Source organism: Bacillus sp. VT 712 (assembly GCF_001614195.1).
Taxonomy (GTDB): domain Bacteria; phylum Bacillota; class Bacilli; order Bacillales; family Bacillaceae_H; genus Priestia; species Priestia flexa.
The window spans coordinates 1-18535 of record NZ_LWBK01000050.1; the positions used below are offsets into that span (position 1 = coordinate 1).

General features: G+C 36.7%; 17 protein-coding genes and 1 tRNA gene. 16 read left to right on the forward strand and 2 right to left on the reverse strand.

Annotation, left to right across the window (positions count from 1 at the left end; genetic code table 11):
* The 8 genes from A2U94_RS17780 to A2U94_RS17815 all read left to right on the forward strand — a co-directional run.
* The coding region (locus A2U94_RS17780; RefSeq protein ID WP_062954739.1) for a reverse transcriptase domain-containing protein at window positions 1-1528 on the forward strand (1528 nt) is incomplete at its 5' end.
* A gap of 93 nt (window positions 1529-1621) precedes the next feature.
* Window positions 1622-2389, forward strand: coding sequence for a carbohydrate ABC transporter permease (locus A2U94_RS17785; RefSeq protein ID WP_062954740.1), 768 nt, complete (start codon window positions 1622-1624; stop codon window positions 2387-2389).
* A gap of 171 nt (window positions 2390-2560) precedes the next feature.
* A complete protein-coding gene (gene murQ, locus A2U94_RS17790; RefSeq protein ID WP_025911384.1) occupies window positions 2561-3466 on the forward strand; it encodes an N-acetylmuramic acid 6-phosphate etherase in 906 nt (301 codons plus the stop codon).
* 15 nt (window positions 3467-3481) lie between these two features.
* On the forward strand, window positions 3482-4339 hold the full coding sequence (locus A2U94_RS17795) for a MurR/RpiR family transcriptional regulator (protein WP_025911383.1): 858 nt from the start codon (window positions 3482-3484) through the stop codon (window positions 4337-4339).
* A gap of 52 nt (window positions 4340-4391) precedes the next feature.
* Entirely contained in the window at window positions 4392-5753 is a 1362-nt protein-coding gene (locus A2U94_RS17800; protein ID WP_025911382.1) for a PTS transporter subunit EIIC, read from the forward strand.
* Window positions 5750-6763, forward strand: a complete 1014-nt coding sequence (locus A2U94_RS17805) for a MupG family TIM beta-alpha barrel fold protein (protein ID WP_025911381.1) — start codon at window positions 5750-5752, stop codon at window positions 6761-6763. Before A2U94_RS17800 ends, A2U94_RS17805 begins: the two co-directional genes overlap by 4 nt.
* Before the next feature lie 107 nt (window positions 6764-6870).
* Window positions 6871-8124 carry an exo-beta-N-acetylmuramidase NamZ family protein gene (locus A2U94_RS17810; protein WP_025911380.1) on the forward strand — a complete coding sequence of 418 codons (1254 nt, stop codon included), beginning with the start codon at window positions 6871-6873 and terminating at the stop codon, window positions 8122-8124.
* A 21-nt stretch (window positions 8125-8145) separates the two neighbouring features.
* Window positions 8146-10071, forward strand: coding sequence for a glycoside hydrolase family 3 protein (locus A2U94_RS17815; protein WP_025911379.1), 1926 nt, complete (start codon window positions 8146-8148; stop codon window positions 10069-10071).
* 13 nt (window positions 10072-10084) lie between these two features.
* Here the strand turns inward: A2U94_RS17815 and A2U94_RS17820 are convergent, their stop codons facing one another.
* Window positions 10085-10990 (reverse strand): TetR/AcrR family transcriptional regulator, encoded by a 906-nt coding sequence (locus A2U94_RS17820; protein ID WP_025911378.1) that lies wholly within the window; start codon window positions 10988-10990, stop codon window positions 10085-10087.
* A gap of 190 nt (window positions 10991-11180) precedes the next feature.
* Here A2U94_RS17820 and A2U94_RS17825 point away from each other — a divergent pair, with 190 nt between their 5' ends.
* Both A2U94_RS17825 and A2U94_RS17830 read left to right on the forward strand, forming a co-directional pair.
* The gene (locus A2U94_RS17825; RefSeq protein WP_025911377.1) at window positions 11181-12674 is read left to right on the forward strand and encodes a DHA2 family efflux MFS transporter permease subunit; all 1494 of its coding nucleotides are present in this window, start codon (window positions 11181-11183) and stop codon (window positions 12672-12674) included.
* 107 nt (window positions 12675-12781) lie between these two features.
* Window positions 12782-13312 (forward strand): GNAT family N-acetyltransferase, encoded by a 531-nt coding sequence (locus tag A2U94_RS17830; protein WP_025911376.1) that lies wholly within the window; start codon window positions 12782-12784, stop codon window positions 13310-13312.
* A 37-nt stretch (window positions 13313-13349) separates the two neighbouring features.
* Here A2U94_RS17830 and A2U94_RS17835 read toward each other — a convergent pair whose 3' ends face one another.
* A complete protein-coding gene (locus A2U94_RS17835) occupies window positions 13350-14402 on the reverse strand; it encodes a Rieske 2Fe-2S domain-containing protein (protein WP_025911375.1) in 1053 nt (350 codons plus the stop codon).
* 197 nt (window positions 14403-14599) lie between these two features.
* On the opposite strand from A2U94_RS17835, the gene A2U94_RS17840 reads away from it, so the two are divergent.
* The 6 genes from A2U94_RS17840 (at window position 14600) to A2U94_RS17860 (ending at window position 18289) form a co-directional block, all read left to right on the forward strand.
* Window positions 14600-14672, forward strand: a tRNA-Thr gene (locus tag A2U94_RS17840).
* 123 nt (window positions 14673-14795) lie between these two features.
* A complete protein-coding gene (locus tag A2U94_RS17845; protein WP_025911373.1) occupies window positions 14796-15713 on the forward strand; it encodes a tyrosine-type recombinase/integrase in 918 nt (305 codons plus the stop codon).
* 12 nt (window positions 15714-15725) lie between these two features.
* The gene (locus A2U94_RS21330) at window positions 15726-15899 is read left to right on the forward strand and encodes a hypothetical protein (RefSeq protein WP_156482287.1); all 174 of its coding nucleotides are present in this window, start codon (window positions 15726-15728) and stop codon (window positions 15897-15899) included.
* A 170-nt stretch (window positions 15900-16069) separates the two neighbouring features.
* Window positions 16070-16846, forward strand: coding sequence for a hypothetical protein (locus tag A2U94_RS17850; protein WP_025911371.1), 777 nt, complete (start codon window positions 16070-16072; stop codon window positions 16844-16846).
* 922 nt (window positions 16847-17768) lie between these two features.
* Window positions 17769-17987, forward strand: coding sequence for a hypothetical protein (locus A2U94_RS17855; RefSeq protein ID WP_025911370.1), 219 nt, complete (start codon window positions 17769-17771; stop codon window positions 17985-17987).
* Window positions 17987-18289: a hypothetical protein gene (locus tag A2U94_RS17860; RefSeq protein WP_025911368.1), complete on the forward strand. Its 303-nt coding sequence runs from the start codon at window positions 17987-17989 to the stop codon at window positions 18287-18289. Before A2U94_RS17855 ends, A2U94_RS17860 begins: the two co-directional genes overlap by 1 nt.
* Window positions 18290-18535 lie beyond the last annotated feature (246 nt).

The following is an 18535-nucleotide window of genomic DNA, read 5'->3' on the forward strand; positions in this document are numbered from 1 at the left end:
TCTACCAAGCTTCACAGATAAATTGGTGCAGGAAGTAGTGAGAATGATATTAGAGGCTATATATGAACCAACTTTTTCAACGTCATCTCATGCTTATCAGAAGAAAAAGAGTTGCCATACTGCACTTCAGGAAATCCAGCGAACATTTACAGGAAGCCGGTGGTTTGTCGAAGGGGATATCAAAGGTTTTTTTGATAATATTGACCATCATACTCTCGTTGGTATCTTGAGAAAGCGCATTGATGATGAGGCATTTATTGAACTGGTATGGAAATTTCTTCGTGCTGGATATATGGAGGAGTGGAAGTTTCATAATACATTCAGTGGGGCACCACAAGGCGGTATTATCAGTCCTCTCCTTTCAAACATCTACCTAAATGAATTGGACCAGTATATGAAAAAGTCCATAGAAGAATTTAGAAAAGGTAGAAAAAGAAAAGATAATCCAGAATACGTAAGAAAATATACTCAAATGAGAACCGCATTCCGAAAATATAAGTTGGCATTAGAGAATGAACTCCATGATGAAGCCCAGCAGCAATTAAACAAGGCAAAAGAAATAAGGAAGGCATTGCGATCCATTTCTTATAGTAATCCAATGGACTCCACTTATAGACGTCTTACTTATGTACGATATGCCGATGATTTTCTTATTGGCGTAATCGGGTCAAAGGAAGATGCTAGGGGTGTTAAAGAAGCATTAACAAATTATCTGATGAAGACACTTAAATTGGAACTCTCTCAGGAGAAGACATTAATTACACATGCATCTGAAAAGCATGCGAATTTTCTTGGTTATAAAATTCGTATTTTCTCAGGGAGTGAGCCTCGAAGGGACGCCATTGGAAGAGTATGCAGATACCTAAATGGAAAAGTTCAATTAAAAATGCCTCATGAAGCTTGGGTTAATAAACTAAAGCAATATCAAGCGATTAGAATGAGTACCGATGGTACTTGGATGCCAAAAGAGAGAGTATACTTCATGCACAATGAAGATTTAGAGATTGTTTCGCAATATAACAGTGAGATAAGAGGATTGTACAATTACTATCGGCTAGCAGAAAACGTGAGTAATCATATGCATCGTTTTGCTTACTTTATGTACTACTCTATGTTAAGAACTTTTGCATGTAAATATAGAGTAGCCACAAAGAAGATTCGTAAACGTTATGAGAGAAACAAACGATTTACTATCACTTATAAAACAACTCATGGGGAAAGGAAACTATCTTTCATCGAAAGAAGTTTTCCACGACAAAAGAGTCTGAAAGAAGCAGAATTAGACCTTATCCCAAACAATCGTTACGTGCAAAGTACAACTAAACTCTCTGACCGAATCAAGGCAGAACAATGTGAATTATGTGGGAAAACAAACACAACTATTCACATGCATCACGTTAAAAGATTAAAAGATATAAGGAATAAGCCGAACAAGTCTTCTTTAGAAAAACGAATGGTCGCGAGGAATCGCAAGACTATTGCGTTATGTAAAGAATGCCATATTAAAAGGCATAAAGGTGAAGTCTAGCAGGTGACAGATGGAGAGCCGGATACATCGAGAGATGTAAGTCCGGTTCGGTGAGGAGCATTCGAAAACCTACTACAGAAATGTAGAAAGGCGTTGGATGCTTACTCTACTTTTATTTGGGCAATGTCAGCCTCTTTTAAAACGTTAGAAGAAATTGTTTCAGGAACGATGAACTTTATACCAAAAGATTTTACTTTCGAAAATTATAAGCAAATTTTTATTGAACAAAAACTGTTTCCTCGCTGGTTATTTAATAGTTTGTTTATAGCTATTGTTGGAACAGCTTTAAATTTACTGTTTAATTCTATGGCAGGATATGCACTTGCTAGGCTGAGCTTTCCTGGGAAAAAGAGCATATTCATGATGATTTTAGCCGTACTTATGATTCCAGGACAAGTTACTATGATCCCTAATTTTTTAATTTTAAAAGAGCTTGGCTGGTTAAATACGTATCAAGGAATGATTGTACCGGCAATGGTAAACGCAACGTTCATCTTTATGATGCGACAATTTTTTATTAATTTTCCAAAAGAGCTTGAAGAAGCAGCGGAACTAGATGGGTTGTCTAAATTTGGAACATTCTTTAAAGTAGTTCTTCCACTGGCAAAGCCGGCTCTAGCTGCGCAAGCAATTTTTGTGTTCATGGGCTTTTGGAATGATTTTATGCGACCTTTAATTGTTATGTCAGATACGGAAATGTTCACGCTAACTCTCGGCCTTAATACGTTCAAAGGTCAATATATTAGTTATTGGAACTATATTATGGCTGCGTCAATGGTCTTTACATTACCAATGTTATTGCTATATGCCTTTTTTAATAAATACTTTGTTAAAGGTATTTCGTTTACAGGGGGAAAATAAATCGGTGCTTAGAAGCATGTGCAGATTGTTAATCAGCGCATGTTTTTTTTACGTAGAAAAGAAAAAGTTCTATTTGAAATTTTATTTTAATAAGTTTAATTAGTTATTGAAATTTTATTTTAATGAAATTATAATGAATGTAAATTTAACTGTTTTACAGGAGGAAAAGTCATGGACAGAAACCTAACAATACTAACAACAGAATCTCGCAACGAACGCACAATGAATATCGATGCTGAAAATACAGCTGATATTTTACGTATTATGAACGAAGAAGATCAAAAAGTAGCTGTAGCTGTTAATGCAGTTTTACCAGATATCGAAGCAACCGTTGAATATGTCGTCCAGTCTTTAAAAGCCGGTGGTAGACTCATTTATATCGGCGCTGGTACAAGTGGTCGATTAGGTGTTCTAGATGCTGTCGAGTGTCCTCCTACTTTTAGTACGCATCCATCCGCTGTACAAGGAATTATGGCTGGAGGAGCAAGTGCATTTACAAAAGCGGCTGAAGGAGCAGAAGATAGTGAAGAAGGCGGTGTGCAGGATCTACAAAGAATTGAATTAACAAGCGCTGATACGGTTATTGGAATCGCTGCTAGTGGAAGAACCCCGTATGTAATTGGAGCTTTGCGGTATGCGAAAAGCATTGGAGCGAAAGCCATTGCCTTATCGTGTAATGAAAATGCAGCTATTTCGCAAGTGGCGGATCGAGCAATAGAAGTAATTGTAGGCCCTGAAATTTTAACAGGATCAACACGTTTAAAGTCTGCAACAGCTCATAAAATGATTTTAAATATGATTTCAACGGCTTCTATGATTAAACTCGGAAAAGCATATGGAAATTTAATGGTTGACGTAAATGTAAGTAATTACAAGTTAAAAGAACGAGCAGTTGGAATTATCGAAAAAGTAACAGCAGCACCATATGAAGAAGCGAAAAAAGCGCTAGAAGAGGCTAATAATGAAGTGAAGACAGCTATTGTTATGATTAAAACGCAAACAACAGTTGAAGAAGCACGAACTCTCCTAGAAAAAAATGATGGGTACGTTAGAAAAGCAATCGAGCACAGCAAGTGAAAAGGAGAGAGAAAAATGGCGACAGGCGGATTAAGAATCATTCACGCTCTACTTCCACAGCTACCTGCTTCTGAGAAGAAAATCGCAGAATATATTTTAGCTCAACCTGAAGCCGTGATGGATTACACAGCTGGTGAATTAGGTTCATTAGCAGGTGCTAGCGGAGCTGCTGTTATTCGCCTTTGTAAATCGTTGGGTGTAAAGGGGTTTCAAGATTTAAAGGTTCGGATAGCAGGAGATTTAAGCACAAAAGTGGAGCAAGGATATCGTGATATTACACCTCACGATACGATACAATCTATTGTAAAAAAAACAACAATTAATAGCGTTCAAAGCATTAGTGATACTTCTGAGCTATTACAGCACGAAGAAATTGAAAGAGCCGTTAGCGCTTTAAGCAAGGCAAGAACCATACACTTTTTTGGTGTTGGAGCTTCTCACATCATTGCCATGGATGCGCAGCAGAAGTTTTTACGAGTGAATAAGGGAGCGACAGCCTTTACTGATGTGCATATAGTAGCGACTTTAATTGCAAATGCAGGAGCTGATGATGTTGTCGTAGGGATTTCTTTTTCAGGAGAAACATCTGAGGTTATTAATATTTTATCCTTAGCAAAAAAGCGAGGTTTAACAACCATTAGCTTAACAAAGCAAGGGTTATCGTCAGTATCAGCTCTAACAGATATTTCACTTCATACTTCCTATACAAGAGAAGCGCCGTTTCGAAGTGCAGCTACTTCATCAAGGTTGGCTCAGCTTTACGTCATTGATACACTGTTTTTGGCCATGGCAAGTACGAAATATGATGAAACTGTTGGATATATAGATCGTACAAGAGAAGCAATTCAATTCTTAAAAGATAAACAAAAGTAAGGTTCTATACATCAAAACTTTGGAGAAACAGTAAAACAAAGGGGGAGCTAGCATGTCAACAGAAAATAAAGTGTTAGCAAAATCAATATTAGAAAATCTCGGAGGCGCTAGTAATATTAACGAATATACTCATTGTATGACGCGTTTAAGAGTAAAAGTAATAGATGCCAGTCTAGTAAACTTAGACACTATTAAGCGTACGGAAGGTGTATTAGGAGTCGTAGAAGAAGAGACGCTTCAAATTATTTTGGGACCGGGTAAAGTTACGGTGGTAACAGAAGCATTTGGTCAGCTGATAGATGAAGCTGGTGGTCTTGATTTAAGCGAACGAGCTGCTCAAAAGAAGAGTGAACTAAAAGCAAAAAATCAAACACCGTTTAAGCTGTTTTTACGAAGAATCGCAAGTATTTTTATTCCATTAATTCCAGCTCTTGTAGCCTCTGGATTAATTACAGGAATTACAAAGTCAGTTGTGCAGGCAGAGTGGTTAGCAGCAGATTCACAGCTGGCTTTAATTCTAACAGCTATTGGAAGCGGTTTATTTGCTTATCTAGGTATCTTAGTTGGGATTAACGCAGCAAAAGAGTTTGGTGGATCACCAGCTTTAGGAGGTCTGGCTGGTATTTTAGTTATAAATCCAGCGGTGGGAGACATTCAGCTTTTTGGAGAAGCGTTATTGCCTGGTCGAGGCGGTTTAATTGGCGTATTATTTGCCGCTATTTTTATTGCCATTGTTGAGAAAAAAGTTCGACCGTTTGTACCTCAATCTTTGGATGTTATTGTAACACCTACTGTAGCTCTTCTTGTTACTGGAATTGTTACGTATATCGTCTTTATGCCTCTTGGAGGATTCATTTCAGATTTAATTACAAAAGGGTTACTGAGCGTGCTTGACTTAGGAGGGATTGTGGCTGGCTTTGTACTGGGGGCAGCATTCTTACCGCTTGTTGTAACGGGACTACATCAAGGGTTAACGCCTGTCCACTTAGAACTCATCAATTCAATCGGGGATGACCCTTTATTACCTATTCTTGCGATGGGCGGAGCGGGTCAAGTAGGAGCCGCTTTTGCTATTTATGCAAAGACAAAGAAAAAACGTTTAAAACGAGCAATTGGTGGAGCGTTACCTTCTGGAATGTTAGGAATTGGTGAACCACTTATCTTTGGAGTAACACTGCCACTAGGACGACCGTTCTTAACGGCTTGTTTAGGTGCTGGAGTTGGAGGTGCTTTCCAAGCATATTTTAATATTGCAACTGTTGCGGTAGGGGTTTCAGGGTTACCGTTAACGTTCCTTGTTCATGCACATCAAATTATTTTATATCTAGTTGGATTATTGATTGCATATATAGCAGGATTTTTATTCACATACGGATTTGGATTTAAAGATGAAATGGCAGGAGAGTTCGATTGATAGGTATTTCTTTTTATTTAAACGATCAGTTCGCTGAACAAAGAATTATGGAAGCAAGTAAAAAAGGTGTGAAGCGAGCGTTTACCTCGCTTCACATTCCTGAAGAAACAGGCCATCTTGCTCAAAAAGCTAAACATTTACTGCAAGTAGCAAAACAGCATGAAATGGAAGTTTATGCTGATGTTTCTAAACATACACCTATTCATCTGCAGATTCCTCAATTAGAAGATTTAGTCACCTTAGGCGTAACGGGTATTCGGTTAGACGATGGGTTTGAAGTAGAAGATATTATTTACCTTTCTCAGTTTTTTAAGTTAGCTGTTAATGCCAGTACAGTGTCAGAAAGCTTTCTTACTGCGTTGGTTACAGCAGGCATAGAAGCAAATCAGTTAGTTGGATGGCACAACTTTTATCCAAGACGTGAAACGGGATTGGATGAAGTGTTTTTTCGACAGCAAAATCACATGTTTTTTCAACAGCAGATTCCAGTCATTGCGTTTGTGGCAGGGCAAAAAGAAAAACGAGGACCTTTGTTTGAAGGGTTACCTACTTTAGAACAGCATCGTACCACAAACACGCTGTTAGCAGCAGTCTGTCTAGTCGAAGAAGGGATTAGCAGTATTTATATTGGAGATCCTGAATTCAATGAAGAGATAGTAAATGCGTTAGCCGATTGGAATAAGCATAGGATATTAACTCTTCGTATGGTGACGGAAACGCTGCCAGCATGTACATACCAACTACGTCCTGATCGCTCACGAGACGTTGTGCGATTACAAGGAACGCGTACAAGTCAGAGCATAAAGCCAAGTCAAACAATTAGGCGACCGCGAGGAACCATTACGATGGACAATGAGCGGTATGGAAGATACCAAGGTGAAGTTCACATTGGTTTGAATGACTTGCCGGCTGATGAGCGAGTTAACGTAATAGGACATATTCATCCAGAAGATATAGAGTTATTAGAACTTGCTCAGCAAGCCTATAGTCTCAGGTTAATAAGAGAATAAAAGATTTTTATTTGCAAAACCTAATAGGTATCCTTTTTAGACATTTTATACTCTGCAGCATGAGAAGGAACCATTTCAAACTATAAACGAAATGGAGCGGATTATAAATGAAGAGATGGTCAATGGGAGTTTTAATAGCTGTTCTTTTAGTTAGTATAGCAGTACCTTTTTTCACTTCACCCAGTGAAGCAAAGGGACCTGGGAAGAAACAGAGTTTTAAGTTAGGTGTTGAAGTTCTTTTAGAAGATGAGTTACAACTTTTAGAAGGAAAAAAAGTAGGACTCATTACAAACCCAACAGGTGTTAATCAAGAGCTTAAAAGTATTGTTGATATTTTTAATGAACATAAAGCTTTTGATCTTGTCTCACTATACGGACCAGAACATGGAGTGAGAGGAGATGCTCAAGCTGGTCAGCACGTAGAGTTCTATATTGATCAAAAAACGGGGCTTCCTGTGTACAGTTTGTATGGTCCAACTAAAAAGCCAACGCCTGAAATGCTAAAGGGTGTTGAAGTGCTGGTTTTTGATATTCAAGATGTAGGAACTCGCTTTTACACTTATATTTATACAATGGCCTACGCAATGGAAGCTGCAAAAGAAAATAACATTCCTATCGTTGTTCTAGATCGACCGAATCCCTTAGGTGGTCAGAAGATAGAAGGACCGGTTTTACAAGAGGAGTATACTTCATTTGTTGGCATGTATCCTATTCCAATTCGTCACGGTATGACAGTAGGTGAATTAGCACAATTATTTAATCAAGAGTTTAATATTGGAGCTGATTTAAACGTAGTCAAAATGAAAGGCTGGAAACGATCAATGACAGCAAAAGATTTGCCTACAGAATGGGTTGCTCCCTCACCAAACATGCCAACAGCAGATACAGCGCTTGTATATCCGGGAGCTTCGTTAATTGAGGGTACAAATGTTTCAGAGGGAAGAGGAACAACTAAGCCATTTGAAACCATTGGAGCACCTTTTATTAACGGAGGTAATTTAGCTGAAGAGCTCAATAAACTTGCACTTCCAGGCGTGACGTTTCGTCCATCCTATTTCACTCCTTCTTTCTCTAAGCATAGTGGCAAACTTTCAGGAGGAATTGAAATTCACGTAATTAATGAATCAACATATGAACCTGTTAAAACAGGGGTAGCAATTGTAAAAACTATTCATGATTTATACCCAAACCACTTTGCGTTTAACGCTGGAAATAAACCATTCTTTGATTTGCTAGCGGGCAATAATTCAGTTAGGGAAAGCATTGAAAGTGGAAAGTCAATTCAAGAAATTGTCGCAGAGTGGAAGCCGGAGATAAACGAATTTCAAAAGTTGCGAAAAGGATATTTACTTTATAAATAAAATGAAAAGGAGAGGGATTTTATGAAAAAAGTGATGTCTGTAGGGCTTGTAGCAGCTTTAGCTACCTCAATCCTTATCCCATTTAAGACTCCTTTAGTATCAGCAGAAGAAACGCTTGATGCTAAAAGCATTGTTTCAGAAATGACGCTAGAAGAAAAAGTTGGTCAAATGCTGATGCCAGATTTTCGTAACTGGAAGAAGCAAGGGGATAAAATGGCTGTTGGATTTACTGAAATGAATGATGAAGTAGGAAGTATTATAAAAAAATACCATATTGGCGGCGTAATCTTGTTCGCTGAAAACGTGGTAGATACTGAACAAACAGTTCGATTGGTTAATGGTTTGCAAAGTGCCAGTGAAGATATTCCTCTTCTTGTTACAATCGATCAAGAAGGTGGAATTGTTACAAGGCTACAGTCGGGAACCAATCTGCCAGGAAATATGGCGCTTGGTGCTACTAGAAGAGAACGAAATGCATATAAAACTGGAGAGATTATCGGTAAAGAGCTGTCCTCTTTGGGCATTAACGTAAATTTTTCTCCGACGATTGATGTGAATAATAACCCAGGAAACCCGGTGATAGGTGTCCGGTCATTTAGCTCAGACCCAAAGTTAGTAGCAAAATTAGGTGTTCAAACAATTAAAGGATTACAAAAACAAAATATTGCAACGGCAGCCAAGCATTTCCCAGGACATGGAGATACCGCGGTAGATAGCCATTACGGTTTACCTGTTGTATCACATGATAAAAAGCGCTTAGATGAAGTGGAACTTTATCCTTTTAAACAAGCGATGGATGCAGGTGTAGACATGATTATGACGGCGCATCTACAATTTCCAGCCCTCGATGACACAACGTATACAAGTAAAAAGGATGGTCAACAAATTACGGTTCCAGCTACATTATCGAGAGGGATTATAACCGATCTTTTACGAAAAGAGCTTGGATACAATGGAATTGTAGTTACAGATGCATTAAATATGAAAGCTATTTCGGATAATTTCGGCCAAGAAGAGGCTGTTATTATGGCTATTAATGCTGGCGTAGATATTGCACTTATGCCCGCTCAAGTCAACTCTATTGAAATGGAAAAGAATTTAGAGGATGTTTATAGCGGAGTAATAAACGCAGTCCATAGTGGAGAAATTCCAATGGCTGAGATCAATGACTCTGCCGAACGAATTATTGATTTGAAAATAAAGAGAGGCATTTATGAAGCAACTGATCAAAATGTAGATAAAAAAGTGAAAAATGCTCTAAGGGTAGTAGGAAACAAGGAGCATGTAAAAGCAGAAGAAAAAATGGCAGAAGAAGCGGTGACATTACTAAAAAATGAAAAGCGTACTTTGCCATTTAAACCTAAAAAACATGAAAAAGTATTGGTGGTTGCCCCTTTCAAAGACCAGACGGATGCAATGGCGCGCACAATTCAAGAGCTAATAGATAAAAAAAGGATTAAGTCAGTAGATGTAGAACGTTTAGAATTTGAAAATAAGACGTTTACAGAGGAAACTAAAGAGAAGATAAATGAAGCTGATTATGTTATCACAGGTTCATATATAGTGAAAAATGACCCGGCAGTGAACGATGGGGTAATTGATGACACAATTCAAGATTCATCCAAATGGGCAACAGCTTTCCCAAGAGCCGTTATGAATTACAGTCAATCACAGAGTAAAAAGTTTGTATTAATGAGTGTGCGAAATCCTTATGACATAGCAAATTTTGAAGAAGCTAATGCTGTTTTGGCGGTGTACGGTTTTAAAGGATACACGAATGGACGCTATCGTCAGCCAAATATTCCAGCGGGTGTTAAAACCATTTTTGGAGCTTCTGATCCAAAAGGAAAGCTTCCCGTAGCTATTCCTTCTGTCACAAATAAAGGCGAAACGCTATACCCGTTTGGCTTAGGATTAAATATTAAAAATAATAAGCCTTTAAAATAAACAAAAGAGCTACCTACATAGGTGGCTCTTTTTGTTCTTCAATTAAGAGTTGAATAAGGTTTTTTAACTGTTTAAACTCCTCTGATGTACCGACTACTGTTTCGCTTAAAGCATGCAAAGTACTGCTAATGACAAACGAGCGTATTTGAGGCTGACGAATAAGCTCTTCTTGTAAGAATGTTAGTAATTCAATAATTTTTGGCTTGTCTACATCATCAGCATCTTCCGCTTCTTTTGTTACTAATAAGATAGAGGCTCGAATCTTTTGTTCTGTTGTTTGAGGAGAATGATTGTGAAAAGGAATCCACTGTGTTAGCAAGTCAGGATCAAAAAGCATTTCTTGGCTAGTAGAGACATTTTTCACTAGATGAACTAATCGGTCGACGGTATAACGAATGATTTTAGGTGCGTCAATTTGGTTATGGTGTGCCATGACGCTGTAGTGAAAGTTGCGGTGTAGAATGCCTAAAAACATAATGGCGCAGTCCAGTAAGTAAGCTTTTTTATCTGAGCCAAATAAGTCAATTAATCGATTGTAAAGCCAGTGTAATTCGTAAAGCTGAGCTTGTTTAAAATGCTCCTTTAGCTCAGCGTTATTCGAAAAGAAAATCTCTTCAAATAGTGTAAACAATTGATTTTGATGGTGCATTTGTACCTGAAGTTCAATTTGCTTAATGAATATATCTAAGTCTGAACGGTTTTGGCCAATTAAAAATTCATTTCTTTTGGTTTCTAACTCATCATAAACCGACTCGAAAATTTTAATGACTAGCTCATTCTTAGACGAAAAGTAATTATAAAACGTACCTTTTGAAATGCCGCTATCTTCAACGATATCTTGTATAGATGTTGCTTGGAATCCTTTTTCAACAAAGAGCTTATGAGCGCTCTTTAGCATCAATTCTTGTTTTTTATTCATTTCATCACCTGCAATAAAAGTGTACTAGCTGTCTATTTATTTATGATACAAGAGAAAAAACGTTTACACAAACTCTTTTAAAATCACAGCTTTTTTTTTGTTGCAAAAAATGAACTGAAGGTATAATATACAATATGTGAACTTATAGTATAAAAAAATATACTTATGGTTTAGTGAGAGGAGGAACTTTATGCAAACTACAAAAAAACCACCATATGGAATTATTGGTATTTTACTTATAGGAGCATTTATTTCATTACTTAATGAGACATTATTAAACATTGCTTTACCATCTATAAAAAATGAGTTAGGAGTAACAACATCAACCGTTCAGTGGTTAACGACAGGTTATATGCTTGTCAATGGTATCATGATTCCAACCACTGCTTTTTTAATTCAACGATACTCGGTCCGTGGCTTGTTTTTAACAGCGATGGCTCTTTTTACAACGGGTACAGTAGTAGCTGGAGTAGCGCCGGAATTTGGAGTATTGTTAGCTGCACGTGTTATTCAAGCATCAGGAGCAGCTATTATGATGCCGCTATTAATGAATGTGCTGTTAACGAGCTTTCCAATTGAAAAGCGCGGAGGAGCAATGGGTATTTTTGGATTGGTGATGATTTTTGCACCTGCAATCGGCCCAACTCTTTCAGGATGGTTAATTGAACATTATGACTGGAGAATGCTATTTCACGTTGTGACGCCAATTGCATTTGTTGTTCTTGTATTAGCATTTTTCTTGTTGAAAGATCAAAAAGAAAAGATAGATATTCAGTTAGATAAGCTTTCTTTAATTCTTTCGGTATTTGGATTTGGTGGTTTACTGTACGGGTTTAGTTCAGCTGGAGATAAAGGCTGGGGATCACTAGAAGTATACGGAACGATTATCGTTGGAGTAATTGGGTTGGTTTTATTTATTACTCGCCAGTTTAAGCTTGAAAAACCAATGCTAGAGTTTCGTATCTTTAAATATCCAATGTTTGCATTGTCATCTGCCATCTCAATTGTTATTACGATGGCATTATTCTCTGCAATGCTATTGCTACCAATGTACGTACAGAGTGCTCGAGGGATTTCGCCCTTAGATTCAGGATTATTGTTATTACCGGGAGCCTTAGTGATGGGGATTATGTCTCCAATTACAGGCAAGCTGTTTGATAAATTTGGCGCACGCGTGCTAGCTGTAATTGGGTTAGCTATCACAGGTGTTACGACGTATATGTTTAGTCAATTATCATTGACAACTACATATACGGAGCTAATTATCCTATACACGGCTCGTATGTTTGGTATGTCAATGGTTATGATGCCGATTATGACAAACGGATTAAATCAGCTTCCACAGCAATTTAATCCGCACGGCACAGCGATGAATAATACGTTACAACAAGTGTCAGGAGCTATTGGTTCAGCTTTACTTGTAACGGTTATGTCTAACCGCACAGAATTTCATGCAGAAGAATTAGCAAAAGAGGCAATGAGTAATGGAGCCGTTGCACCAACGGCTGATTTGCAACAGCAAATTGGACTGCAGGCCATGGTTGAAGGGATCAATGATTCATTTTTAATTTCATCGATACTTATAGTGGTGGCATTAGTCTTATCGCTCTTTATGAAGCGAGTAACAGTTAGCGGAGTTACACAAGACCAACAAGCTGTTAAAAGAGAACAGTTTGCTAAATAAAATAAAAAAGGTAAGGTTCACTTATAAGTGAACCTTACCTTTTTTTATGAATATGTTCGTTGTATAGTGAAAAAGTATGATGAGTCTTGAAAGGAGAATGAGGAGTTATGTGGCAATCTCTTCAAGGTGAACGTATTTGTCTAACCCCAATCCAACTTGAGCACGCACCGGAGCTTTTTAAAATTTGGTCTAATCAAAAAGTTACTGAATTCATGAATATTGATTCTTTTTGTGATGAAAAGCAAGCAAGGGAAATGATTGCTTTTCTACAGAATCTAGCGAAGGAACAAAAAGCACTACGCTACACAATCTTTCATAAAGAGCAAGCAAAGATTATTGGTTCATGCGGATTTAATCAAATAGATACTCATAACCAGCATGTAGAAATTGGCTATGAAATAGACGAAGTATTTTGGGGACAAGGATATGGTTCAGAGGTAGTTCAACAATTGGTTCATTATGGTTTTGTGAGCCTTGATATGGTTAGGGTATCGGCTAAAGTAGAGCCAGCAAACAAGGCGTCCATTCATTTACTAGAGAAAAATCATTTTCAGTATGAGGGAACTCTGCGAAAAGTTGAAAAGTCAAAAGGGATGTTTGTTGATTTATGCATGTATGCTCGAATTAAATATGAGTAATAAAAACGCGTCAAGTTTTAGCCTGACGCGTTTTTAATTAACTTGTATAAATAAAGCTTAGCCCGATTGATTTTAGTAGCTTTCGATAAGCAATGGATGTTTGGTCAGCTGCGATATGAGCTTCCATTTGTAAATCAAGAGGGAGATCTTCGGGCTTTTGGTTTTCAACCATTTCGCGATCTTCATCGAATACCCGAAGGTTAAAGTCATAAACACCTTCAACAGGAGAATCTTTGTCAAAGTTGCGAGCAATAGGTACAAATAAGCGCGTTTCACGAGCGGAAACTGGACAAACCGCATTCATAATCCAAAGCTGGCCACCTTCAGGAAAATAAACTTTTAGTGTAGCAGTGAAAGGTGGGTACACGTCAAATACCCGCAGCCATTTAAAGTTTTCTGGATTTAAGTGTGCTTGTTCTTTAGAGTAATTGCTTACAGTGCTTAAGTATTCCACGTTTAAACCATAGTCTGTTTTATCAACCTTATATCTGGGAACAAAGGCATTGTTTCGATCGCCAAATGTATCCGTATGAACCCAGGCAAAATGTGCAACATCCAAAAAGCCTTCCATCTGTCGACCTGCCGAACCCCCTATATCAAAGCTAGGACAAACAATTTGTTGAAAGTCAGGGTCATCCCAAGCCTGAAACTGTGGAATGTTATCCATTTCGCCTGTTAACGATGTCCAAATGAGTCCAAATTGCTCGATAACAGGGTAAACCGTCATGCAGAGGCGAGGAGATATATTTGCATCAGGATGCGCTGGTATCGATGTACAAGCTCCTTCTGTGTTATAGCGAAATCCGTGATAAGGACATACAATTTCCTCCTCTTCTACCCAACCCATACTAAGGGGAGTGCCACGATGAACGCAGAGGTCTCGAGCTACGACAACTTGTTTTTTAGTGCGATATACAACTAAATTGACATCTAATAGCTTAACGCTAAGCGGCTTTTCGTTTACCTCAGCTGCTTGTGCGATGGGATACCAATAGGTCGAAAGAGTCGTCCAATCCTCCTTGCTAAACGTACAGTCACGCGGATAAGGTGTTTTTGGGGGAGATTTTTTAAGCGTTTGTTGTTGGTCCATTTATCTTCTTCCTTTCTAGTTTCTTGAATGTTTTACCAGTGTAACTCATTTTTAGAAAATTCTCATTTTTATTGTTAGATATTCTTACATTCATTTGAATTTTTGTAGATTATAGTGAATCAGATAGATACATTTTGGATAATAAATGAAATAAAATGTTTCAAAGAATAGAAAAATATGATATAATTACGATTGACGCTGGCGTAGCTCAGTAGGTAGAGCACTTGCATGGTAAGCAAGAGGTCGCAGGTTCAATCCCTGTCGCTAGCATAATACGTGTAGTATCAAGGGTTCAAGGCAGTTTTAAAATTTAAGAATGTGAAATGGTCGCTGCTGAAATTAGCACCATTTACCTAAACCTCTTCATGGTTCTCCATGAGGGGGTTTTTTTTGTTGCTCTTGAAATTTGCATTACAAGATTTTATTGACGATAGGGAATTTAAAAATTTATCACCTAAAACAATCATCGGTTACAAAGATATTTTAGGACAATTTGTTAACTACTGTAACGAAAATGAAGTAATAAATGTACAAGATATTACTCAAAACACAATTAAAAAGTATCTAATGTACTGTAAAAATACTCTAAGAAACAACCCAACAAGTTTGAATCACAAATTAAATCGTTTGAATGCTTTTTTAAATTATTTAGTGGAAATCGAAATGATTGAGAAGAATCCTGCAAAGAAAATTAAACGAGTAAAAGAAGACATACGTATTGAAGTATTTTCTGATTACCACATCAAACAAATGTTGAACTACTACAGAAGAATTAAGCAGCGTGAGAAGGCGTTTTACGCTTATAGGGACTATTCTATCATTGTCACATTCATTTCAACAGGTATCCGTTTAAGTGAGTTATGTTCGTTAAAATGGTCAGATGTCGATTTTACAAATCAGAGTATAAGTGTTTACTCTACAAAAACAAGGCAACATGACACAATACCTGCCACAGATAAATTAATGAAGGAATTAGCAAGCTATAAGGTTTATTGTGAACAAAAATTTGAAGTATTGAATGAACATGTTTACACAAATAATAAAAATCAACCTTTGACTGCTAATGCTGTACAAAATGTATTTAAACGTTTAGCAAAAATAATGAATTTTAAAGATGTACGTTTAACTGCTCACACGTTCAGACATTCATTTTGCCAACGGTGTATTCAATCTGGAATGAGTACATTTGCTGTTCAGAAGTTAATGAGACATTCAAGTATTAAGATGACGGAAAAGTATGCAGCAATGTGGGGAAATGATTTGAGAGACCAGAATGACAAATATAACCCACTTAATAATCTTGAAGTTTAAGAAGGAATTGCATTGAAATTATCAACGGATTCTAAAAAGAAATTAAAAGAAATTACAAACTATCATAACACGAAACTAAATATGCCAGAGGAAGGGTTTACTGATGAACAAATGCTTAATTTTTGTGTGAATTTAGTACACAAAATCTTCATTACTAAAGAATTCAATCTACAAGAAAAAAAGTAAATTTGCACACAAAAGAGGGAGTCAGATGCTCACAACATCTTACTCCCTAGCATGGTATAACAAATACACCATAAAAAGATAATTTAAGTATAGGACACTTGTCAGAAAAATTCAAGGTCATGTACTGGTATTTGTTATGCCCTCAAATATACTGAGTGGGGGTATATAAGATGAGAACGGGGAAAATAGAACAATTTAAATCATTAAGCCAATTTAAAAGTTTGAAGGATTTTAATAATAATATTGAACAATGGATGGTTGACTATAAGTCAGAATTTACAAAATCAGAACTAATTGCTTTTAATCGTTTAAAGAGATACGCAGCAAAGGTGTATGGTGTATCAAATGTGTCAATTAACAAGTTATCTGCTATAAGTAAAGAGTTAGATCAAGGTGGTATTTCTCGTTCAACATTTAAACGTATGCTAAAAAAAGCTAAACATTTTGGTATTATTACAGTTTACGATACTGAAAGAACAGATGGGTCAACATCTACAAACATCTATGTTTTTAATTGTTATTCAATTGAACCGTGCCAAAAAGAACAAGAAGTGTTACAAACCGCAGTACAAGAGGATTTAATTGAAAATCAATTGAACCACCATAAAACAGAAAACAAATCTAAAACAAACAATAAATTAGATATACGTAAAGACAACGCTATTAAAGATATTCCATTTGAGTATCAAGATTTATTAAAGGACTATGGATATTCCCCAAAACAGATTGTTGAGTTTTATAAGTGTGTTAAGTATGCTACAAAGTATTTAACTTACTACACTGACCAAGATAAAGTTAAATTAGGTTTAAGAGCGCTAAAGCAAATGATTATTAATAAAAAATTAGGTTACAAGGTTCGTAATATGTTTGGATACTATACACAGATACTTCATAACTTTCTTGATGTTGATTACCTTCAAATGGTAAGAAATGTGACTCTTGATTGATCATGATGATTCACGATGACTCACAAGCAATCACGGTGGAGCGAGGTGAATCTGGAAGCGAAAATATGACAAAAATAAAATGTAACGTTTTTTAAAACTCTTGAAACCCTTGTGACTGTAAGGTTCGTCAATTTTTTCTCAAGTTTGTACTATATGAAGAAATATAGAGAAAAAAAGCGTTATAAAGCGATAAAAACTTTGTAGCCCTAGAGAGAGTAAGGGTTTCAACGATAGTAAAAATATGTAAAAACTTTATAAACGCTGATATATCAACATTCTTCTTGAAAATTGGATGGTATTTAAGGGAAGCAATAAGCTTTAGTAGCTAATACAGAAAAATAAATAGCGTGGACACTAGTTAATACGCCTTAATCCCTTGTGGCTCTAAGGTTCATCAATTTTTCCGCAAGTTTGTACTATATGAAGAAAAGAATGTTCCAAGTTTAGAAAATTCTTGAAACCCTTGTGACTCTAAGGTTCATGTGATGTACTGTAAAATGCTTATTATGATAAAGATAAAATGTATGGTAGCGAAAACGAAAACTCTTGAAACACTTGTGGCTGTAAGAATTAAGGGATATATCGCAAAATGCTTATTATGATAAAAAGAAAACTTTACCATTTAGAAGATTCTTGAGTCCCTTATGGCTGTAAGGTTTATGAGGCATCGTGCAAAATGCTTATTATGATAAAGATTAAATGTTTCATTGATTATTAATACATATTAGTAGTGAATGAAGGATTTAATCCTTCGCTTCCTTGAATGTTTCCTCACTTAATAATGTTAACTTTATTATTTAGTTTCACACAAAGAGTGCGTCCCCTCAACGCACTCTTCTTTTTTAGTCATATTTATGACTTGAAATGACTTGAAATGACTTTTAATGATTTACAATGACTTGAAATGGAGTGATAAATAACAATGATTGAATTTATCAGTTCGATACCTCCAGATTTAACGCCAGTTCCCTTTATCTTAGCAATATTTGCATGGCTATTGTTTGATACACGAAAAGAAGCAAAAACACGAGAAGACAAACTAATGGGACAGATTGAAAAACAAAATGCTCAAATGGACAGAATTGTCGATTCATTGGACAGTTTAGAAAAACAAGTAAGACAGTTGAAAGGAGCTAAGTAATGGACATTAGCACACAAGGTTATGATAATCTTCGCAACTATATTCAATCAAACTGGAAATATATCGAATTACAATCATCAGCAGGTACAAGCGTCATTCGTTTAACAAATACAGATTCAAGAGTAACTATAACTAACAGCAATGGAAAAATTACATATGTGTTAGTTTTAAAAGGTTCAGATGTTCCAGTGGGAACTGAAGTTGCAAAAAGTGCTATCTTCAATGTTGCAAGTGGAGGTACAGCTTTCTCTACAGAAACATTCACATCGTTTACATTTGCAGGTACACAAGATGAATTGTAAGCCCGTAATCAAACAACGCATATAAAACATCAGGCACCTCCGGTACGATAAATGTATCAATCAAAGGAGGTGCCATTATGTCTACAAACAAATTAACCATTGTTCCCGTCAAACTCGATCCTATTCCAGTTGAAATTTCTTCGAATCATTCTCTCCAATACACTGCTGAGCCAAGTTGTGTAATTAAAACCGCTGTGGCTGAAATTTCCTTCTTCAATGGCGTAGATGAGCGCATTATCCAAACCA

Coding starts and splice junctions, on each gene's coding strand:
- A2U94_RS17810 (WP_025911380.1), top strand. CDS start 6,871: ATGAAGAGATGGTCAATGGGAGTTTTAATAGCTGTTCTTTTAGTTAGT.
- A2U94_RS17825 (WP_025911377.1), top strand. CDS start 11,181: ATGCAAACTACAAAAAAACCACCATATGGAATTATTGGTATTTTACTT.
- A2U94_RS17860 (WP_025911368.1), top strand. CDS start 17,987: ATGGACATTAGCACACAAGGTTATGATAATCTTCGCAACTATATTCAA.
- A2U94_RS17820 (WP_025911378.1), bottom strand. CDS start 10,990: ATGAATAAAAAACAAGAATTGATGCTAAAGAGCGCTCATAAGCTCTTT.
- A2U94_RS17855 (WP_025911370.1), top strand. CDS start 17,769: ATGATTGAATTTATCAGTTCGATACCTCCAGATTTAACGCCAGTTCCC.
- A2U94_RS17815 (WP_025911379.1), top strand. CDS start 8,146: ATGAAAAAAGTGATGTCTGTAGGGCTTGTAGCAGCTTTAGCTACCTCA.
- murQ (WP_025911384.1), top strand. CDS start 2,561: ATGGACAGAAACCTAACAATACTAACAACAGAATCTCGCAACGAACGC.
- A2U94_RS17800 (WP_025911382.1), top strand. CDS start 4,392: ATGTCAACAGAAAATAAAGTGTTAGCAAAATCAATATTAGAAAATCTC.
- A2U94_RS17850 (WP_025911371.1), top strand. CDS start 16,070: ATGAGAACGGGGAAAATAGAACAATTTAAATCATTAAGCCAATTTAAA.
- A2U94_RS17835 (WP_025911375.1), bottom strand. CDS start 14,402: ATGGACCAACAACAAACGCTTAAAAAATCTCCCCCAAAAACACCTTAT.
- A2U94_RS17795 (WP_025911383.1), top strand. CDS start 3,482: ATGGCGACAGGCGGATTAAGAATCATTCACGCTCTACTTCCACAGCTA.
- A2U94_RS17830 (WP_025911376.1), top strand. CDS start 12,782: ATGTGGCAATCTCTTCAAGGTGAACGTATTTGTCTAACCCCAATCCAA.